The following is a 19,063-nucleotide window of genomic DNA, read 5'->3' on the forward strand; positions in this document are numbered from 1 at the left end:
AGATGTTTGGCAAATTAACATTGTCGGCCATCCCGTATGATGTGCCGATTCTTGTTGGGACGTTCATCGGTGCTGCCATTGCTGGCCTCGCCGTTGTCGGTCTCATCACCTATTACGGTAAATGGGGCTACCTGTGGCGTGAATGGCTGACCTCGGTCGACCACAAGCGCATTGGTGTCATGTATATCGTTGTAGCCCTCGTGGCGCTGTTCCGTGGTTTCGCGGACGCGATCATGATGCGCTCCCAGCTTGCGCTGGCCTATGCCGGCAACCCCGGCTACCTGCCGCCGCACCACTATGACCAGATATTCTCCGCACACGGCACGATCATGATCTTCTTCATGGCCATGGCGTTCATGCAGGGTCTGATGAACATCGTGGTGCCGCTGCAGATCGGTGCGCGTGACGTGGCCTTTCCGTTCGTGAACACGCTGAGCTTCTGGATGACGACCATCAGCTTCCTGCTGGTTAACGTCTCCCTGTTCATCGGTGAGTTCTCGCAGTGCGGCTGGCTTGCATATCCGCCCCTGTCCGAACAGCAGTTCAGCCCCGGTGTCGGTGTTGACTACTACATCTGGGCGGTGCAGCTGTCCGGTGTCGGCACGCTGCTGACGGGTGTGAACTTCTTCGCGACCATCGTGAAGATGCGTGCGCCTGGCATGACCTACATGCGTATGCCGGTGTTCACCTGGACCATCTTCTGCACGACCGTGCTGATCATGGTTGCCTTCCCGATCCTGACCGTGGCCATGGGCCTGCTTGGTCTGGACCGTTACCTGGGCATGCACTTCTTCACCAATGACGGCGGCGGCAACCAGATGCTCTATCTGAGCGTGATCTGGGGCTGGGGCCATCCGGAAGTGTACATCCTGGTTCTGCCTGCCTTCGGCGCCTTTTCCGAAATCACGCAGACCTTCTCCCGCAAGCCGCTGTTTGGCTACAAGACCATGGTCTACGCGACCGCTTCCATCATGGTTCTGTCGCTGGTTGTGTGGGTTCACCACTTCTTCACCATGGGTGCCGGCCCGAACGTGAATGCGTTCTTCGGTATCATGACGATGATCATCGCGGTTCCGACCGGGGTGAAAATCTTCAACTGGCTGTTCACGATGTACAAGGGTCGCGTCGAATTCCACGCAACCATGTACTGGGTGATCGGCTTCATGATCACCTTCTCCATCGGTGGTATGACCGGCGTCATGCTGGCTATCCCGGCTTCCGATTTCGTGCTGCATAACTCGCTGTTCGTTATCGCCCACTTCCATAACGTGATCATCGGTGGCGTGTATTTCGGTTACGTTGCCGCCATGAACTTCTGGTTCCCGAAGGCTTTCGGCTTCAAGCTGAACGAAGCCTGGGGCAAGCGCGCGTTCTGGCTGTGGTTCGTTGGCTTCTACTTCGCCTTCATGCCGCTGTATGTCCTTGGTTTCGAGGGCATGACCCGTCGTATGAACCACTACGACAACCCCGAATGGCACATGTGGCTGCTGATCGCTGAAGTTGGCGCAGTTCTGATCGCAGGCGGTATCGTCTGCCAGCTGACCCAGCTTTATGTTTCGATCCGCGACCGCAACCTGGCCGAAAACCGCGACCTGACGGGCGATCCCTGGAACGCACGTACGCTGGAATGGTCCACGTCTTCGCCCCCGCCGTTCTACAACTTCGCCATCCTGCCGGAAGTGCATGAACTGGACGCCTTTGCCCATGACAAGGAAGCCGGTATCGACACGCGTCAGGCCGGTGGCAACTATCAGCCGATCCACATGCCCAAGAACACGGCATGCGGTTTCCTGATCGGTGCCTTCAGCTTCGTGCTTGGCTTCGGTGCGATCTGGTACATCTGGTGGCTGGCGGCTGTTGGTCTGATTGGCGTCATCGCTACGGTGATCGCACGTTCGGCTAACAATGACGTCGACTATTATGTGCCGGTGTCCGAAGTGGTCCGTATCGAGCAGGAGCACTCCCATAACCTTATGGCAGCACAGGCAGCGGAATAATGGCGCAAAATATGACTGCTGATGCAGCCCATGCCCATGATGAACACCACGAATCTCCCGTGGTGTTCGGGTTCTGGCTGTATCTGATGACGGACTGCATCATCTTCGGTACGCTGTTCGCAGTGTTCGCGGTGTTGCGTGACCAGTTTGCCGGCGGTCCGACCGGCCACGAAGTGTTCGAACTTTCGGGTGTTGGCATTGAAACGGCAATCCTGCTGTTCAGCTCCATCACCTACGGTTTCGGCATGATTGCCGCCCACGAGAACAAGGTCAGCACCATGCGGACCTGGCTCGGGGTGACCTTCCTGCTGGGGCTGGGCTTCCTGTTCATGGAAATCCGTGAGTTCTCCCACATGGTTGCTGAAGGCAACGGCCCGGATCGCAGTGCGTTCCTGTCCGCGTTCTTCACGCTTGTGGGTACGCACGGTCTGCACGTTACCTGCGGCCTGCTGTGGATGGCTGTCCTGCTGTTCCAGACGGCTGGCAAGACCGAGCTGAACGAGCGCATGATCGGCAAGCTGACCTGCCTCAGCCTGTTCTGGCACTTCCTGGACATTGTCTGGATCTGTGTCTTCACCTTTGTCTATCTGATGGGTGTGCTCTGATGGCTGAACATATTTCATCCTCGGGAGAGGGCCACGGTAGCGTAGGATCTTACCTTACCGGGTTCGTACTTGCCGTCATCCTGACGGTGGCCGCCTTCGGTCTGGTGATGTCGCATGCGATGTCACCCTCCGCCACCGGTGGGGCGATTGCCCTGCTGGCGGTGGTCCAGATCGTGGTTCACCTGATCTACTTCCTGCACATGAACGGTTCGTCCGAGCAGCGCTGGAACGTCATGGCGTTTACATTCACGGTGCTGTCGGTTCTGGTCCTTGTGGCCGGCACGATGTTCATCATGCATGACACGTCCATCAACATGATGTCGCGCTAAGCGATGTCATGCGGGCTTCGGGGGCAGGCAACTGCCTCCGGGGCAGACGGCATAAAAAAAGACCGGCACGAGAAATCGTGCCGGTCTTTTTTTATGAACAACCCTACGGGAAAGGCGGGGATCAGCCTTTGTGGGGTTCGGGGGAAAGAAGGTCCTTCTTGTTGGGCTTGTCTTTCCATTCCTCGGCATCGGCCGGGGCGTCGAGCTTGCGTGTGATGTTCGGCCATACGGCTGCGTATTTGGCGTTCAGTTCCGCCCACGGGGTCGCACGGTCGTCACTATCGGGGAAGATGGCCTCAGCGGGGCATTCCGGTTCGCACACGCCGCAATCGATGCATTCGTCCGGATTGATTACGAGAAAGTTCTCGCCCGCGTAGAAGCAGTCAACCGGACAGACTTCGACACAATCTGTGAATTTGCAGCGAATGCAGTTTTCGGTGACCACATAGGTCATCGCCTATCTCCGATCATTATTTGTTCGGCCTGCGGCAATAGGCCCGGCCATTGAAAGGGATGAGGTGCCACACCGGGCCTGATCTCATCGGGAATGGCGGAAGATATGAGAGCGTTTTCCTGCCGTGGCAAGCCCAAGACAGCGGGTAATGCATAATCACGCGCAGCATTGGCGTTGCGGACACAATATTCAGATGGATTCGGGAAGAATTTCATACAGAAGTTGTGCAAGTGAGGCGCATTGTCGTCTGGCCGCGAAGCCTGTAACGCGAATGACAATCACGCTTTTCCTGTCGGGGGCGGGCAGTGTCAGGATGTCCCCTGTATGAACCTGTGCGTGGGCCTTGGTTACGCGCTGCCGGTTGATGCGGACCTGACCGCCGGCCGCGATCTGGGCGCATGCGCTGCGACTGCGCCCGAAACGGGCATGCAGCAGCCACAGGTCCAGACGCTGGGCCGTGGGGGAAGTTTCGGGGGTAGCAGTCTGGTTCATGGGCGTTACGGTCGGTCAAACAGTGTGGCAAGCGCCGCGAAGGGACTGTCGGGGCGAATGGCGCGGCGACGGGAACCTGGGGCGGCATTACGTTTCTTCGCCCGGTCTTTCTCAGCGGACGGGACGCGATCCCTTTTGTTTCCGGTTGTATCGGACAGGAAACGGATCATGACGGGTGCGGGCGGCCCATAATGATCGGCGGCCATGGGTCGCGGATGATACACCCGCATGTTCATTCCCTTCATGACCGCTGGCAGCATTTCGCGGCGTATGCCCAGACGCGATGCCAGCAGGGGCGGCAGTGGCACGGGCGCGCGCCGGGTCATGCGGGCCAGTTCCAGAATGATCTTTTCCGCAATGTCCAGCCTGATCCTTACTGGGCCGGTTTCCAGCCAGCCCATGCGATCCATGAACGCTGCGGGCAGGGGGGCATCGGGTGCAAGGGAAATGCGGCTCATGGCGGGCAGGGGCGGGCAGGGCATGTTCAGGCTGATGGCGATCAGCCAGCCGCGCAGCCGCATGGGCTGCTCCTTCAGGATTGCGGGCATGAACAGACTATAATGCCCCACCTTTATGCCCAGTCGCCGTAGCCGACGGATCGTGTCCTGATCGTAGCGTTCGCCGCGATGAAGCGGGGCGATCCCGGCCCCTTCACATAGGCGATGGACAGGCCCGCGTAGGTCCGGCGTGCTGGCCACTGCGGCCTGCACGGCAAAAAGGGGCGCCAGATGTTCGCGTACCACCTGTCCCAGCCATGTCTGGAGCCGGTTGCGGATGCGTTCGCGCTGGGCATTGTCCAGTAGCGGGTTATCAAGCACCTGCGGGCGGGGCGAAAGCACGTGGGGGCCGGGTTGCAGGCGCGCGATAGGCATATCCTGCCACATGACGTGCAGCCCGTCGGGGGAAAAGGCGAACTGCGCGTCATCATCCTGCACCAGCAGGGCGACACGGCGCGGGATCTCGCTCCGCACGGCGCGACGGGCCGCGCGCATCAGCAGCCGCCCGTCCTCCGCATCGTCATGTTCACCGGCGATCAGGTCCAGCCCCGCGATGCGCCCGACCTCGTGGCCTTCCACCACCACATTGCCCTGTGCCGTTACGGCAGAAAGCAGGCTGTCATGCACGCCTTCATCCAGCCGCCGGATCAGGGTTGTGGCGCGGCGATCGACGAAGCGGGCGGTCAGTTGTTCATGCAGGATGTCGGACAGGCGGTCTTCCACTTCACGGGTGCGGGCCTGCCAGTGTTCCGCATTGGCGATCCAGCCCGTGCGGGATGCGATGTAGCTGCATACGCGGATGCCCGCCAGCCGCTGCATAAGCGAATCAATGGTGCCTTCCGTCTGGAAGAAATGGGTGATCTGTCTGTCCAGCCAGTCAGCGGGAATGCGCCCGTCCTGAATGATATGGGTGAAAATACGCCCGCACAGCCGAATATGGCTGTCATCGCCCAGTTTGCGGAAATCGGGGATCTGGCAGCTTTCCCATAATAGCCGGGTTGCTGCGCGGGAGCGGACCAGTGGGCGGATTTCGGTATTGGCGCTCAGTGCTGCAAGGGCCAGCATGTCGCTGGCTTCGTGGCCCGCGACCAGTTCCCCACGGGGGGACGGGCGGTTGAGACTGGCCAGCAGGGTATCGGGGGATGAGAAATCGAGGTCGCTGTTACGCCATGACAGGCGGGTAAGCGGATCGAAACGATGCTGTTCCACCGCTTCGGCCAGTTCTTCATGCAGCGGCGGGCAGGTGCCTGTCGTGCCGAAGGTGCCATCACGAAGCCCGCGCCCGGCGCGTCCGGCCACCTGCGCGATTTCGCCTGCGGCCAGGGGGCGGATGCGCGTGCCATCGAATTTGGACAGGCTGGCAAAGGCTACATGGTTGACATCCATGTTCAGCCCCATCCCGATCGCGTCGGTCGCGACCAGATAATCCACTTCCTTTTCCTGATACAGCGCCACCTGCGCGTTACGCGTCCGGGGGGAAAGCTGGCCCATGACAATGGCGCAGCCGCCACGCCTGCGACGCAGCAGTTCGGCAATGGCGTACACCTCACCCGCGGAAAAGGCGACAATGGCCGAACGCGGCGGCAGGCGGGTCAGCTTGCACGCCCCGGCATGGGTAAGCTGTGACAGGCGGGGCCGATGTTCGATTTCTATGCCCGGCACAAGGCGGCGGATCAGGTTGCGGATGGTATCGGCGCCCAGAAACATGGTCTCCGCCGTGCCGCGTGCATGCAGCAGGCGGTCGGTAAAGATATGTCCGCGATCCGGGTCCGCGCAGAGCTGGATTTCGTCCACCGCAACGAATTCCACCCGTCGGTCCAGCGGCATGGCCTCGACCGTACACGAAAACCAGCGGGCCTTCGGGGGCACGATCTTTTCTTCGCCGGTTATCAGGGCGACGGCATGCGCGCCCTTGCGCGCGACCATACGGTCATAATTCTCCCGTGCAAGCAGGCGGAGCGGGAAGCCGATGATGCCACTGGAATGGGAAAGCAGCCGTTCTATGGCCAGATGGGTCTTTCCGGTATTGGTCGGGCCGAGCACTGCCCGGACCCGCATGTCGGAATGGGGACCGGAACCCTGTCCGGCCGCAGTGCGATAGGGGCCGCCAGGACCCGTGGGTACACCCGTCATGGGGATATGCTCCGGCCAAGTGGCGGCAAATGCAAGCAAAACCACATGCGGCTTGCGTTGCATGGTAGCCGGACGCACCCTGCCAACAGGAAAATGCGGTACGGAGGATGTGCAGTGAACGTGGTGGAAACTCAGGACTGTCTGGTCATGGCGCAGGACGTGGCCGGACAGGATGTGGGCGTGGTGCATGCCATCCGCCCTGACGGCTGTGCAGGGCTGGCCGCCCTTGTGGGCGAAACGGCTGCCCGCTTTGCCACCCGGTCCGGCTTTGTCGCCCGTTACGGGCAGGTGCAGCTTCTGCCCGACGCCGGGGGGGGCATCACCACGGCCCTGCTTGGGCTGGGCGAGGAAGGGGAAGGAGCCGATCCGTTCGTCTTCGGTGCGCTGCCCGATTCGCTGCCTGCGGGGTTGTGGCGGGTCAGTACGCCTGCGGACATCGACGGGGCGGATGTTGCCCTTGGTTTCTGTCTGGGCGCGTACCGTATGCCCGGTTTCGGGCGCGATACGCCGCCCGCTCCGGCCCGGAGCCGACTGGTGGTGGACGCGACGGAACACGATGCGGCCCAGATGGCCCAGTGCGTTAACCTTGCGCGTTCTCTTATCAATACGCCGCCCAACCTCATGGGGCCTGACGATCTGGCTGCCGCCGCAACGCAGGCGCTCGAACCGCTGGGCGTGCAGGTTTCGGTCATTCGCGCAGAGTGGCTGGAACGGGATTTTCCCACCATCTTTCACGTTGGCGCGGGCTCCGACCGTGCGCCCTGCGTGGTGGAAGCCCGCTGGCAGGGCAGCACGGCGACGGAGGACGCGCCGTTGGTCTCGCTGGCGGGTAAGGGTGTGTGTTTCGATACCGGCGGGTACGACATCAAGCCCGCATCCTCCATGCTGCGGATGAAAAAGGATATGGGCGGGGCCGCCATCATGCTGGCTCTGGCCCGTCTGATCGTGTTGCGCGATCTGCCGGTGCGGCTGGAACTGCGGCTTGGCTGCGTGGAAAACAGTGTGTCGGGCCATGCGATGCGCCCGTCCGATGTGGTGCGGACCCGTGCGGGGCTGACGGTCGAAATCGGCAATACCGATGCCGAGGGACGACTGGTGCTGTGTGACCTGCTGCATGCCGCCTGCGAACACCAGCCCGACCTGCTGGTGGATGCCGCGACCCTGACGGGGGCTGCCCGCGTGGCGCTGGGACCGGACGTACCCGCCCTGTTCACCAATAGCGACGAAGCAGGCACCGCTTTTGTCACGGCGGGCCATGCCTGTGGCGACCCGCTATGGCGGCTGCCGTTATGGCCGGGTTACCGCAAATGGTTGAACAGTCCGGTGGCAGACCTGAACAATATTTCATCCAAACCTATGGCCGGGGCCATTACGGCGGCGCTTTTTCTAGAGAATTTTGTCAGCGCAGATGTGCGTTGGGTTCATATCGATACGTATGGATGGAATGATTCGTCACGACCCGGCCGCCCGGAAGGTGGGGAAAGCCTAGGGTTAAGAGCAACTTATGCCGCTATATTAACTATTTTTAATATCGAGGACAGAATGCATCGATAAAGAAACAATCCCACAAGCGAACTAAATCCCTTTGTGCGACTTATATATGCCGTAAATGCTAATTATATAGGCAGAACGATAAGACATCATTCCAGCCCCGGTCCGATTCCGCCACATGTGTGCCGATCGGCGGGGCTGATATTCGACAAAGGATTCCAATCGATGGCCAAGACATCCCAGGCTCAGACGGATCAGATGATCAACTCCCTGCGTGAAACCATTGTCGCAATGGTTCGCCGCGACGGTCCCGACCTGTCTGCCCGCCAGCTGGCCGTATTCCTGACCTGCTATCTCAGCGAAGATGCGCATACCGTGCGTGGCCTTGCAGCCGAACTGAACGTGTCCAAGCCCGCGATCACCCGCGCGCTGGACCGGCTGAAGGATCTGGACCTTGCCCGCCGCACGCCCGATCCGATGGATCGTCGTTCCGTGCTGATCAAGCGCACGCTCAAGGGCAACGCCTATCTGCGTGACCTGTGCACGATCGTGACCGAAACGACGCAGGAAAAGGCGGCAACCCCCGTCCGCAAGGCCCCCCGTGCGCGTCGCGCCGCCGAGACCCTGCGCCGCGTGGGCTAAAGGTGCAGGCCGTAGTTCTCTTCATGCATTACTGATGGACTGAAGGGGTCGATCCCATGCGTATATCACGACGTCTGGCTGTCATTGCCATAGCAATGGCGCCGTTTGCTGGCCTGTCCACCATGGCGATGGCGGCGGATTCCTCGCTTGGCACGCCGTCAGGTCAGGTCACGATGAAGTTCAAGTCACTGGATATCGGGGTGGGCCACACCTGGGGCACGGGGCGGCTGACGTATCAGCACCATACCTACCGCTTCAAGATCGAAGGCGGGTCGCTGGCGGCTGTGGGCTACTCCACGATAGAAGGTCGGGGCACGGTCTATAACCTCCACCGCCTGCAGGATTTTGAAGGCAGTTACGCCGCCGTCAATGGTGAGGTCACCGCAGGCACCGGCGTCGGCGGCATGGTACTAAACAACCCCGCGGGCGTACGCATCCAGATCGACACCACCAGTTCCGGTGGCCGTCTGGCGGCAGCCCTTCAGGGTATGAAAATTACGCTGCATAAATAAGTCAGGGTTTCAGCCTTGATATCTTCTGACAGGGGGGATGGCCGGAAGGCTGTTCCCCCTGTTTTCGTTACCATGTCAGCCCCGGCCTGTGGCGCACCCGTCGCATGACCACAGCAGCCCATAGCAGTTGCGCAATGCCAGCCAGAGTGGCCCCTGCAAACGGCGTGGCTGTCCCCCCGGCCACGGCACTCGCAATGATGCCCCCATACAGCGTTCCGCCCCATGCCAGCAGGGTAAGCCGGGTGGCGTTCATGCCGCTGCGATGGGCCATCTGGTAGAAATGTTCCCGGTGGGCCTGCATAAGCGGTCGACGGCGCCATGCACGACGCAGCAGGGTTGCGAATACATCCGCCAGCACCCCCGACACGATAAGTGGCATGAGCATTTCCGCATGGGGCAGGTGCGCGCCCCCCATGCGTAGTCCCAGCGCGCCCAGCACAAGCCCGCAGCACTGGCTGCCTACATCCCCCATGAACAGCCGCGCATGGGGGAAGTTGAAGGGCAGGAAACCGGCAATGGCAGCAGCCAGCACCAGCGCGGTGCCCCATATTTCCACCCCGGCCTGTGCCATAAGACACAACCCCGCCGTGACAAGGCACGCCAGCAGGGTGCAGCCACTGGCCAGCCCGTTCAGCCCATCAACAAAGTTCATGGCGTTACACAGGCAGACCAGCCACAGCACCGCCACGACAAAGGGCATCCATGCAGCGGCGTTGGACGGGGAGGCGTTGCATCCCCACGCCACCAGTACGGCGGCGGCCAGTTGCGCCAGCAGTTTCCATGCGGCGGGCATGGGATGAATGTCATCGCGCCATGAAAAAAGTCCCAGCCCTGCCGTGGCGAACAGCAGCGTCATATCCGCGCGGTCAGGCATATGGTGGAAAAGCAGCTCCGCCAGTGGCACGCCGGGCAGGAATACGGCCAGAATGGCCAGTCCGCCGCCCTTCGGCACCGGTTGGGCGTGCGCGCTGCGGCTGGTGGGGCAGTCCATGACACGCAGGCTGATGACGCGGTGCGACACGATGGCCGCCAACAGGGCGCATGCCACCAGCAGAAGGCCAAAAACGGCTGCTGTGGCATAAGCGGAATGCGTAATGGTCATGAAAGCGGGGATCGGGGCATGATCTCTCCTTCTTGCCCTCCGTCCCCTCGGCTATAGGAGGGGGATAATGGTTACGCAATCCTCCAGCAATCCCGCCCTGACCGAGCGGCTGCGCATGACACGGACCATAGCGCTGAACTTTACCCTTGATATCATCATGGGGAGGGCTGCGTCCATGGCGGGGCATTGTGCGGGGGGCATGTCGGGGGCACGACCGGTATGGGGGCCGGCCGTCGCCGGTATGGGGTGGATTGCCGTCGCGGGCTGGCCGTTCCGTATTTTCCAGCAGCACTGGCGTTTTGCCGGGCGATCCGACTTCTGGCGGCTTGGCTGCGCCTGCGTGCTTGCGGGCATGCTTTCCATGGGCACGCTGGCGCTGGACGGCGCGCGCGATCTGTCCTTCAGCGTGGTTTATGCCCTGACGGTTTTCGTGTTCATGGCGGGCGCGCGGGCTGGATACCAGCACTGGCGGGAGTGTCGGCGCGGTCGGGGCAGGCTGTCGGACGGGCGCATCATCCTGCTGGGGGGCGGGGAAATGGCCAGCCGCTTTCTCCGGCTCATGCCCGACAGGGGGCGTCAGGTCGTGGGCATGGTGGTGGAAGGCCCCCAGCGCCGACCGGGACGACGGCTGCGTGGCGTGCCGGTGCTGGGACAGGTGGCTGATCTGGCCCGTATCCTTTCGGACATGGATGGGGGGGGCGATCTGCTGCTGGTCGTAACCGATCCCCGCTTCCGGGGGGAGCGCCTGTCCGCCGTGCTGCATGTGGCGCAGGAAACCGGCACACAGGTGCGGTGCATGCCCGACCTGTCGGGTATTGCCGGGGGGCAATCCGCGCCGCTGCACCCTGTCCGGCTGGTGGATCTGCTCAACCGTCCCCCCCTGCCGCAGGATGGGGGTGGTATTGCGGACATGCTGCGCGGCAGGCGGGTCATGATTACCGGGGCGGGGGGATCGATCGGCAGCGAACTGGCCCGGCAGATCGCCCGTCATGGCCCCGCCGAACTGGTTTTGCTGGATATCGGGGAATATCCGTTATGGCAGGTGGATGTCGACCTGACGGAAAAGGCGGCGGAGGTTCCCCGGCATCTCGTACTGGCGGACATACGTGACGCTGCGCGCATGGATGCGGTTTTTGCCCGCTTCCGTCCCGAACTGGTCTTTCATGCAGCCGCGCTGAAGCATGTGCCCATGGTGGAGGAAAACCCGTGCGAGGGACTGCTGACCAACGTCACCGGCACCCGCATCGTGGCGGATACCGCGCGCCGCCATGGCGTAAAGGCGATGGTGCTGGTCTCGACCGACAAGGCGGTCAATCCCGCCAGTGTCATGGGGGCGTCCAAGCGGGTGGCGGAAATGTACTGTCAGGCTCTGGACGCGCAGGCCCGCAGGGGTGGGGAAGACCGGGCCATGCGCTGTGTGACCGTAAGGTTCGGCAATGTCATGGGATCAACCGGATCGGTCATTCCGCTGTTCCAGCGCCAGCTTGAGCGCGGGGGACCGCTGACCGTGACCGATTCGCGCATGCAGCGCTATTTCATGACCGTATCCGAAGCGGTGGGGCTGGTATTGCAGGCCAGCGCCTGTGGCACGGGCGCGCAGGCGGGACGGCTTGCGCCGCTATTATGCCGGGGTGGCGTATTCGTGCTGGATATGGGGACACCTGTACGTATTGTCGATCTGGCGCGGCAGATGATCGTGCTGGCGGGCCTGCGGCCCGACCGGGACGTGCAGATCCGCTTTACCGGACTGAGACCGGGGGAAAAGCTGGCGGAAGACCTGTTTTACCAGCAGGAAACCCTGCAGCCCACCGGCTGTCCCGGCCTGCGGATGGCAATACCGCGTACGGTGGACCTTGCGCAGGCTGCCAATATCATGGATGCACTTACTGCGGCATGCCGGAATGGTGATAGCGTGCAGGCGCTCGATCTGGTCCGCAGGCTGGTACCCGAGTTCGTACATAACCCGCATGGCGTGGTCGCGCCGGTCCCGGCGGGGCGGGTTGATGTGGAAAGGAATGCATCATGAATGCTCCGGTGGAAACGCCCATAGGTTTCCTGAACCTGCCCAAGCAGCAGAGCCTGATCGCCGAAGAGATCAAGCAGCGCGTGGACGCGGTCATGCGGCACTGCCGCTTCGTCATGGGGCCGGAGGTGATGGAACTCGAATCCCGTCTGGCCAGCTATGCGGGTGCGGCGGAATGCGTGGGCGTCTCCTCGGGGACGGATGCGATCCAGATCGTGCTGATGGCCGAAGGGATCGGCGCGGGCGATGCGGTATTTCTGCCCGCCTTCACCTATACCGCCACGGCGGAGGTGCCGCTGGTGCTGGGGGCGACGCCGGTTTTTGTCGATGTGGACCCCGCAACCTTCCAGATCGATCCCGCCAGCCTGCGCCGCCGCATTGCGGATGTGCGCAAGGCAGGCCGCCTGCGCCCGCGTGCGGTGATCGGGGTCGATCTGTTCGGCCAGCCCGCGCCATGGCCCGAACTGCGTGCCATCGCGGACGAAGAAGACCTGTTCCTCATGGCCGACTGCGCGCAGGCTTTCGGGGCCACGCTGTCCGGGCGCAGGCTGGGGCGCGAAGCCGTGGCTACTACGCTGTCCTTCTTCCCGTCCAAGCCGCTGGGGGCCTACGGCGATGCGGGCGGTATCCTGACCGATGACCCGGCGCGCGCCGAACTCTACCGTTCGCTGCGCACGCATGGGGAAGGCAAGACCCGTTACGAGGTGCTGCGTACCGGCATGAATGCCCGGCTGGACACGATTCAGGCGGCGATCCTGCTGGCCAAGCTGGACGTATTCGACATGGAACTGGGCCGCAGGCGCGTAATCGCTGACTGTTATGACGCGGGCCTGGCCGGGTGTGTCATTCCGCCCGCCCGCGTGGCGGACAGTGAATCGTCATGGGCGATCTATTCGGTCCTGACCGGTGGGGCGGAAGACCGCGCCACCATCCAGGACAGGCTGAAGGCGCGCGGAATCGCATCGGCCATCTATTATCCCCGCCCGCTGCACCTGCAGCCAGCCTACAGGGCCAGCCATGATGGCAGCCCCCTGCCGGTGGCGGAAGATCTGTCACAGCGCATCCTTGCATTGCCGATGCACCCCGAACTGACGGATCATGACGTGGGCCGGGTTGTCGCGGCCGTGTGCGCTTAAGGAGAACATACGCAAATGAAACGCGAGACAGTCCTGCTGATCGGGTTCCTGTTTATCACGATCGGTACGTCAGCAGGGTTGTGGTACATGGCCATGCCCAATTTCCGGCCACTGAGCTTCCCCACCATGGAATCGGGCACCATTGCCGTCGGTCCCATGCGCGCGGAACGCACGCTGACGGCAGCCCAGGTCCACACGTTCAATGACTGGTTGCAGGGTCATACCGCAGGCTGGGGGCCGCTGGGCCAGACCCCGCCTTCAACGGGGGATGCCGTGCTGATGATGCAGGTGGCGCCCGACGCGCACGACCAGCAGGCCGGGGCAGGCGCCCACCAGCCGGCGGAGCCATACCGTATCACGCTGTGGACCGGTATCAGCGCGGCTGACTGGAACAACACCGTATTCGTGGAGTCACGGCCCGGTGCGGTCATCCGTGTCCATCATTTCAGTGACAGGGATTTCGGGGTGCTGCGTGACCTTGTGAACCAGTACGACTATCCCCGGTCCGCTTTTCCATGAGACTGGTGCGCGAGGGTACGGCGGGGCTGATCTTCGACTGTGACGGTACCCTCGTCGACAGCCTGCCCCTGTATCGTGAAGGGTGGATTGCGGCGCTGGAGGACGAAATCCGCCAGAGCGTGCCCTTGGAATGGTTCCACGGCCACGGCGGCATATCGGAACAGATGGTGCTCGATATTGTCGAACATCGTCTGGGCCGCAGCGTGAACCGTGACACCATCATCACCCGCGCGCGGGAAGGCATGCTGAAAAAGCTGCATGTATTACGTGAAATCACGGTCGTGACGGATATTGCGCGGCAGTATCATGGCCGCCTGCCCATGGCGGTGGCGTCGAACGGGTCACGGCAGATGGTGTCGGCCTGCCTGCGCCATCTGGGGCTTGAGCGACTGTTTGACGTCATCGTCACCATTGACGATGTGGCGAACCCCAAACCCGCACCGGACATGTTCCTTCTGGCCGCGGGCAGGCTGGAAGTTGATCCGGCCGCCTGTCTTGTGTTCGAGGACAGTCGCGAAGGCATGCAGGCGGCAGGCCGGGCCGGCATGCCCCATGTCGATGTAAATACGCTCCTGCCCTGAGCAGGAGATGATCCATTCAGGCCGGACGGGGGCGGGAGGATATTCTCCCGCCCCTTTTGCGTTCAGACGCGTTCGTCATCTTCAAGCCTGGGCGTGGCGCGGTCCGCCGTGGCCAGAAGGGCGGCAGTCAGCGGAGACGCCAGGATAAGGCCCGGCACGCCCAGAATGGTGCCGAAGATCGTCTGGGACAGGATGGTCAGCCCCGGTGGCATCTGCACCGCGTGGCGCTGGATCAGGGGGGCCATCACGTTGCCTTCGAAAAACTGGATCGCGGCATACAGGCCCATGACCATGAACCCTTCGCGCGTGCCCTGCGACAGGGCGATCAGCACGGCAGGCACGGCGCCTACGAACGCGCCGATATAGGGGATGAAGTTGGCCAGCCCCGCCACCACCCCCAGCGCAAGGGCCAGTGGCACGCCGATGCACCACAGCCCGATAAAGGACAGCAGCCCCACCACCGTCATGTCCAGCGCCTGTCCCGCCGTCCATGCCCACAGGGTGCGCCCCGCCGTCAGCAGCAGGTCGCGTGATGTCTTGCGGTATTCATGCGGGACCAGCCGCAGCATGCCGTTGACATAGAGTTCGGGCGATATGGCGAAATACAGCCCCGCGATCAGGATGACCGCCAGCGTGCCCGCCGCACCGAAGGCGGAGGACACGAATCCCGTCATGGATCCCGCCAGCGAACCGAAGCCGCTGCCGCCCGAGGACGGTTCGTTCCCGCCAAGGGAGGAGGGCAGGTTATCAAGGATCATCCGCCCGATGGAGGAATTGCCCATCCGGTCGCGCAGGCTGTGGGCCTGTTCACTCAGGGCGGTGCGCAGCTTGACCGCCTGTTCCGATATTTCGGGGCCACTGCTCCATATCAGTGCGGTCAGGGCAGCGATCAGCACGACCACCACCGCTGTCAGCGCCAGCCAGTAGGGCAGGCGCGTATGCCGTTCCACGATACCGGCAAGGTTATGCAGGATGACGGCCACCAGCGTGGCGGCGAAGATGACCATCAGCACGTCGCCCACCAGCCAGATCAGCACGACCACGACGGTAACGACGATGGCCAGACGTAGCAGGCTGAAAATGCGGGCAAGCTGGACGGCGCGGGGATCGGTCACGCTGTCTTTCGCCTGTTCGTGTTCATGATGTGTGGTGTGCTGGGAAGAAGCCGGTGGGGGAGAGGCTGTCATCAATATGTCCGTAGGGTGGGCGGCACAGGTCCCGCAGGATGTAAAATCCGGCGGGGTCTGACCGGCATAACGTATTGGAAGGCAGGAAGGTCGAACCGGATTTCCATAAGGTGATGCCGGATTTGCGGCATTGTGTGTACAGGACCGCTGCGGCACTGATACGCTTAGCCGTAAGCCATTCCATCCCGCCGGGAAAGGGTCGAGATGTGCGTAGCCTGAACATTCTTCCCTCCCTCCCGGCCGGTCGCGGGCGCGAGGGGGCGGCCGAACTTGCGCTGGCGGTGGCGACGTTCACCATTGGCACGGGGGAATTCGCGCTTATGGCCGTCCTGCCCGGCGTTGCGCGTTCGCTTGGCGTATCGGTGCCGGTGGCCGGGCACGTCATCAGCGCCTATGCGCTGGGCGTGGTGGTGGGGGCGCCCCTTATCACCATTATCGGCGCGGGCCTGTCGCGGCGCAGGCTGCTGCTGGTGCTGCAGGCCCTGTTCGTGGTGGGCAATGCCGCGTCGGTCCTGTCGCCGGGATACCGGTCGCTGTTCTATGCGCGGTTCCTGACGGGCCTGCCGCACGGGGCCTTCTATGGTGTGGCCGCACTGGTCATGGCCGCCATGGTGGAACCGGGCCGCCGCGGGCGGGCGGTGGCGGGCGTGTTTGTCGGCCTGACCGTGGCGCATGTCGTGGGCGTACCGCTGACCACATGGGGCGGGCAGTTGCTGGGCTGGCGCATGATGTACGGGGTCATCACGATTATGAGTGTGCTGGCCCTTGGCCTGATCGCGCGCAATGTGCCCGAAGTGGCGGCGGAACCGTCCAGCGCGCCCCTGCGGGAACTGGGCGCACTGGGTCGCCGGCAGGTGTGGTTTACGCTGGCGACCGGCGCGATCGGGTTCGGGGGAATGTTCTGCGTGGGCACCTACATGTCCGAAGTGCTGCTGACGGTCACGCACGCCCCTGTCTGGGTCGTGCCGCTGGCGCAGTCGCTATGGGGCGTGGGTATGGTGGCGGGCAACATGGCGGGCGCGCGGCTGGTGGATGTCAGTCCCGCGCGCGCGGTTGTCGTGACGCTGGCGGGCAGCACGCTCATGTCGTGCCTGTTTCCCATCTGCGCGGGCAATCCTGGGCTGATCCTGCTGGTCATCAGCCTCATGGGCGGCATCATCGCGCTGCTGCCCGCGCTTCAGACGCGCCTTATGGATGTGACGGGCAATGCACAGGTTCTGGCCGCGGCCCTTAACCATTCCGCGGTCAATATCGCCAATGCGTTTGGCGCGTGGCTGGGCGGGGCGGTGATCGCCGCCGGTTACGGCGCGCAGTCGGTGGGCTGGGCCGGGGCGTGTCTTTCGGCAGCCGGTCTGGCCGTCTTTACGCTGGCGCTGGTGGCGCAGCGGCTGGAACGCCGCCACATGCCCGCCTGACGTCCGCGCTCAGTCCGCGCTTGCGGCTTCTTCCATCTCGGTTTCGGCTTCCAGCCAGTCTTCTTCCGCCTTGTCGTGTTCGCGTGCGATGGCGGCAAGGCGGGTGTTCAGGGCCGTGACCTCATCGGCCTTGCCGCCTTCATACAGGGCCGGGTCCGCCAGACGGGTTTCCAGCTTGGTACGCTCGGCCACCAGTCGGGCCATAAGCTGTTCCGCATCGCGGATTCGCTTGCGTAGCGGGGCCAGCGCCTTGCGGGCTTCGGCACGCTCACGGCGGTCATCGCGTTTGGGGGCCGCCGCCGGGCGTGACGGATCGCTCTGGGAGGCGGCGCGCGCGCGTTCCGTAAGCCATGTGCGGTATTCCGCCATGTCGCCATCAAATGGGCGCACCGTGCCATCTCCCACCAGCCACAGCCGGTCGGCCACCAGTTCCACCAGATGCGGATCATGGCTGATCAGCAGGACGGCGCCTTCGAATTCCGCCAGAGCGCGGATCAGCGCATCGCGTGCGTCAAGATCCAGATGGTTGGTCGGTTCATCCAGTATGAGCAGATGCGGCGCGTCGCGTGTCGCCAGCGCCAGCAGCAGGCGCGCCTTTTCGCCGCCCGACAGGTCGCGCGTTACGGTATCGGCCCGTTCCGCATCCAGCCCGAAGCGGGCAAGCTGCGCACGCACGGCGGAAGGGGCTGCGCCGGGCAGGGCGCGGGCCATGTGGTCCACCGGGGTTTCGTCGGGGCGCAGTTCCTCGGCCTGGTGCTGGGCGAAATAGCCGACTTTCAGCTTCGGGCTGTGCTGGATCGTGCCCGATTGCGGCTCCAGCCGCCCCGCCACCAGCTTGGCGAAGGTGGATTTGCCGTTGCCGTTCGCGCCCAGCAGGGCGATCCGGTCTTCCATGTCGATGCGCAGGGACAGGTGCGACAGGATGGTATGGTCCCCATACCCGGCGGAAACCCGGTCCATGGTCAGCATGGGCGGCGGCAGGGCGGAGGGTTCGGGAAAGGAAAACTGGCTGGGCGCGTCCTCGATCACGCTGTCGATCTGCGGCAGCTTCTGCAACGCCTTCAGCCGTGCCTGTGCCTGACGGGCCTTGGTGGCCTTGGCGCGGAAACGGTCCACAAAGGACTGCATATGCGCCCGTTTTGCATTGATGCGTTCAGCCATGCGGGCCTGCTGCAGGGCCTGTTCGGTGCGGATGCGCACGAATTCCTCATACCCGCCGGGTGTCAGCGTCAGCTTGCCGTGATCCAGATGGGCGATGGCGTCCACCGCGCGGTCCAGCAGCCCCCGGTCATGACTGACAATCAGCGCTGCCCCCGAAAACCGCGCCAGCCAGTTTTCCAGCCAGATCGTGGCTTCAAGGTCGAGGTGGTTGGTCGGCTCATCCAGCAAAAGCAGGTCGGGATTGAGGAACAGCGCGGTTGCCAGCGCCACGCGCATGCGCCACCCGCCCGAAAAATCCGATACGGGCCGCGCCTGTGCCGCCGCGTCAAATCCCAGACCCGACAGGATGGCCGCCGCCCGTGCGGGTGCGCTGTGCGCGTCGATCGCCAGCAGGCGTTCATGAATATCGGCCACGCGGGCAGGATCGGCGCAGGTTTCGGATTCGGCCAGCAGTTCCGTGCGTTCGGTATCGCCCGCCAGCACGGTTTCCAGCAGGGAGCCGTAGCCCGTGGGCGCTTCCTGCCGGATGCGCGCCATGCGTGCGCGCGCCGACATGTGGATGCTGCCCCCATCGGGCGCAATGTCGCCCGCGATCGCGGCCAGCAATGTTGATTTGCCCGCCCCGTTACGGCCCACAAGGCCGATCTTGCGCCCCGGATCGATGCTCAGGCTTGCGCCATCAAGCAGGGTGCGCCCTGCAATGCGCAGGGTCAGGTCGGATATGACGAGCAGGCTCACGGGCGGAAAACTCCGGCAATATGGGGGACATGGCTGGTTTCGTGCGGGT

At 63.2% G+C, this 19,063-nt stretch carries 17 protein-coding genes; 11 read left to right on the forward strand and 6 right to left on the reverse strand.

Features of this window, described 5'->3' with window-relative positions; translation table 11 throughout:
* Window positions 1–2 precede the first annotated feature (2 nt).
* Genes cyoB through cyoD form a run of 3 tightly spaced genes read left to right on the forward strand, consistent with a single transcriptional unit; the run spans window position 3 to window position 2,931 of the window.
* A complete protein-coding gene (cyoB, locus tag KSAC_RS13170) occupies window positions 3–1,997 on the forward strand; it encodes a cytochrome o ubiquinol oxidase subunit I (protein ID WP_118962406.1) in 1,995 nt (664 codons plus the stop codon).
* Entirely contained in the window at window positions 1,997–2,602 is a 606-nt protein-coding gene (cyoC, locus tag KSAC_RS13175) for a cytochrome o ubiquinol oxidase subunit III (protein ID WP_102324517.1), read from the forward strand. The genes cyoB and cyoC overlap by 1 nt, the downstream gene beginning before the upstream one ends.
* Entirely contained in the window at window positions 2,602–2,931 is a 330-nt protein-coding gene (gene cyoD / locus KSAC_RS13180) for a cytochrome o ubiquinol oxidase subunit IV (protein WP_102324516.1), read from the forward strand. The genes cyoC and cyoD overlap by 1 nt, the downstream gene beginning before the upstream one ends.
* 121 nt (window positions 2,932–3,052) lie before the next feature.
* On the opposite strand, the gene fdxA is transcribed toward cyoD, so the two are convergent.
* The 3 genes from fdxA to KSAC_RS13195 form a co-directional block, all read right to left on the reverse strand.
* Complete coding sequence (fdxA, locus tag KSAC_RS13185; RefSeq protein WP_102324515.1) at window positions 3,053–3,385, reverse strand: ferredoxin FdxA; 333 nt, start codon at window positions 3,383–3,385, stop codon at window positions 3,053–3,055.
* A 189-nt stretch (window positions 3,386–3,574) separates the two neighbouring features.
* Window positions 3,575–3,877 (reverse strand): RNA-binding S4 domain-containing protein, encoded by a 303-nt coding sequence (locus tag KSAC_RS13190; protein ID WP_118962405.1) that lies wholly within the window; start codon window positions 3,875–3,877, stop codon window positions 3,575–3,577.
* Window positions 3,878–3,882: 5 nt separating this feature from the next.
* Window positions 3,883–6,507: a helicase-related protein gene (locus KSAC_RS13195; RefSeq protein ID WP_132305772.1), complete on the reverse strand. Its 2,625-nt coding sequence runs from the start codon at window positions 6,505–6,507 to the stop codon at window positions 3,883–3,885.
* Between the two features lie 114 nt (window positions 6,508–6,621).
* Here KSAC_RS13195 and KSAC_RS13200 point away from each other — a divergent pair, with 114 nt between their 5' ends.
* The 3 genes from KSAC_RS13200 to KSAC_RS13210 all read left to right on the forward strand — a co-directional run bounded on the left by KSAC_RS13200 (window position 6,622) and on the right by KSAC_RS13210 (window position 9,152).
* Window positions 6,622–8,061: a leucyl aminopeptidase family protein gene (locus KSAC_RS13200; protein ID WP_132305774.1), complete on the forward strand. Its 1,440-nt coding sequence runs from the start codon at window positions 6,622–6,624 to the stop codon at window positions 8,059–8,061.
* Window positions 8,062–8,223: 162 nt separating this feature from the next.
* Entirely contained in the window at window positions 8,224–8,640 is a 417-nt protein-coding gene (locus KSAC_RS13205) for a MarR family transcriptional regulator (RefSeq protein WP_110547100.1), read from the forward strand.
* A 56-nt stretch (window positions 8,641–8,696) separates the two neighbouring features.
* Entirely contained in the window at window positions 8,697–9,152 is a 456-nt protein-coding gene (locus tag KSAC_RS13210) for a hypothetical protein (protein WP_102324510.1), read from the forward strand.
* 67 nt (window positions 9,153–9,219) lie between these two features.
* Here the strand turns inward: KSAC_RS13210 and KSAC_RS13215 are convergent, their stop codons facing one another.
* Complete coding sequence (locus tag KSAC_RS13215; RefSeq protein WP_132305776.1) at window positions 9,220–10,254, reverse strand: glycosyltransferase family 4 protein; 1,035 nt, start codon at window positions 10,252–10,254, stop codon at window positions 9,220–9,222.
* Between the two features lie 67 nt (window positions 10,255–10,321).
* Between KSAC_RS13215 and KSAC_RS13220 the strand changes: the two genes are divergently transcribed.
* The 4 genes from KSAC_RS13220 to KSAC_RS13235 are packed head-to-tail and all read left to right on the forward strand — an operon-like array spanning window position 10,322 to window position 14,513.
* Window positions 10,322–12,280: a polysaccharide biosynthesis protein gene (locus KSAC_RS13220; protein WP_243705225.1), complete on the forward strand. Its 1,959-nt coding sequence runs from the start codon at window positions 10,322–10,324 to the stop codon at window positions 12,278–12,280.
* The gene (locus KSAC_RS13225; protein WP_132305778.1) at window positions 12,277–13,413 is read left to right on the forward strand and encodes a DegT/DnrJ/EryC1/StrS family aminotransferase; all 1,137 of its coding nucleotides are present in this window, start codon (window positions 12,277–12,279) and stop codon (window positions 13,411–13,413) included. Before KSAC_RS13220 ends, KSAC_RS13225 begins: the two co-directional genes overlap by 4 nt.
* 15 nt (window positions 13,414–13,428) lie before the next feature.
* Window positions 13,429–13,932, forward strand: a complete 504-nt coding sequence (locus KSAC_RS13230) for a hypothetical protein (protein WP_102324507.1) — start codon at window positions 13,429–13,431, stop codon at window positions 13,930–13,932.
* Window positions 13,929–14,513, forward strand: a complete 585-nt coding sequence (locus tag KSAC_RS13235) for an HAD family hydrolase (RefSeq protein WP_102324506.1) — start codon at window positions 13,929–13,931, stop codon at window positions 14,511–14,513. Before KSAC_RS13230 ends, KSAC_RS13235 begins: the two co-directional genes overlap by 4 nt.
* A 62-nt stretch (window positions 14,514–14,575) precedes the next feature.
* On the opposite strand, the gene KSAC_RS13240 is transcribed toward KSAC_RS13235, so the two are convergent.
* A complete protein-coding gene (locus KSAC_RS13240; RefSeq protein WP_132305780.1) occupies window positions 14,576–15,700 on the reverse strand; it encodes an AI-2E family transporter in 1,125 nt (374 codons plus the stop codon).
* Window positions 15,701–15,915: 215 nt separating this feature from the next.
* Between KSAC_RS13240 and KSAC_RS13245 the strand changes: the two genes are divergently transcribed.
* Entirely contained in the window at window positions 15,916–17,115 is a 1,200-nt protein-coding gene (locus KSAC_RS13245) for an MFS transporter (RefSeq protein ID WP_408884761.1), read from the forward strand.
* A 9-nt stretch (window positions 17,116–17,124) separates the two neighbouring features.
* Here the strand turns inward: KSAC_RS13245 and KSAC_RS13250 are convergent, their stop codons facing one another.
* A complete protein-coding gene (locus KSAC_RS13250; RefSeq protein WP_102324504.1) occupies window positions 17,125–19,014 on the reverse strand; it encodes an ABC-F family ATP-binding cassette domain-containing protein in 1,890 nt (629 codons plus the stop codon).
* Between the last annotated feature and the right edge of the window lie 49 nt (window positions 19,015–19,063).

Source organism: Komagataeibacter saccharivorans (assembly GCF_004348195.1).
GTDB lineage: Bacteria > Pseudomonadota > Alphaproteobacteria > Acetobacterales > Acetobacteraceae > Komagataeibacter > Komagataeibacter saccharivorans.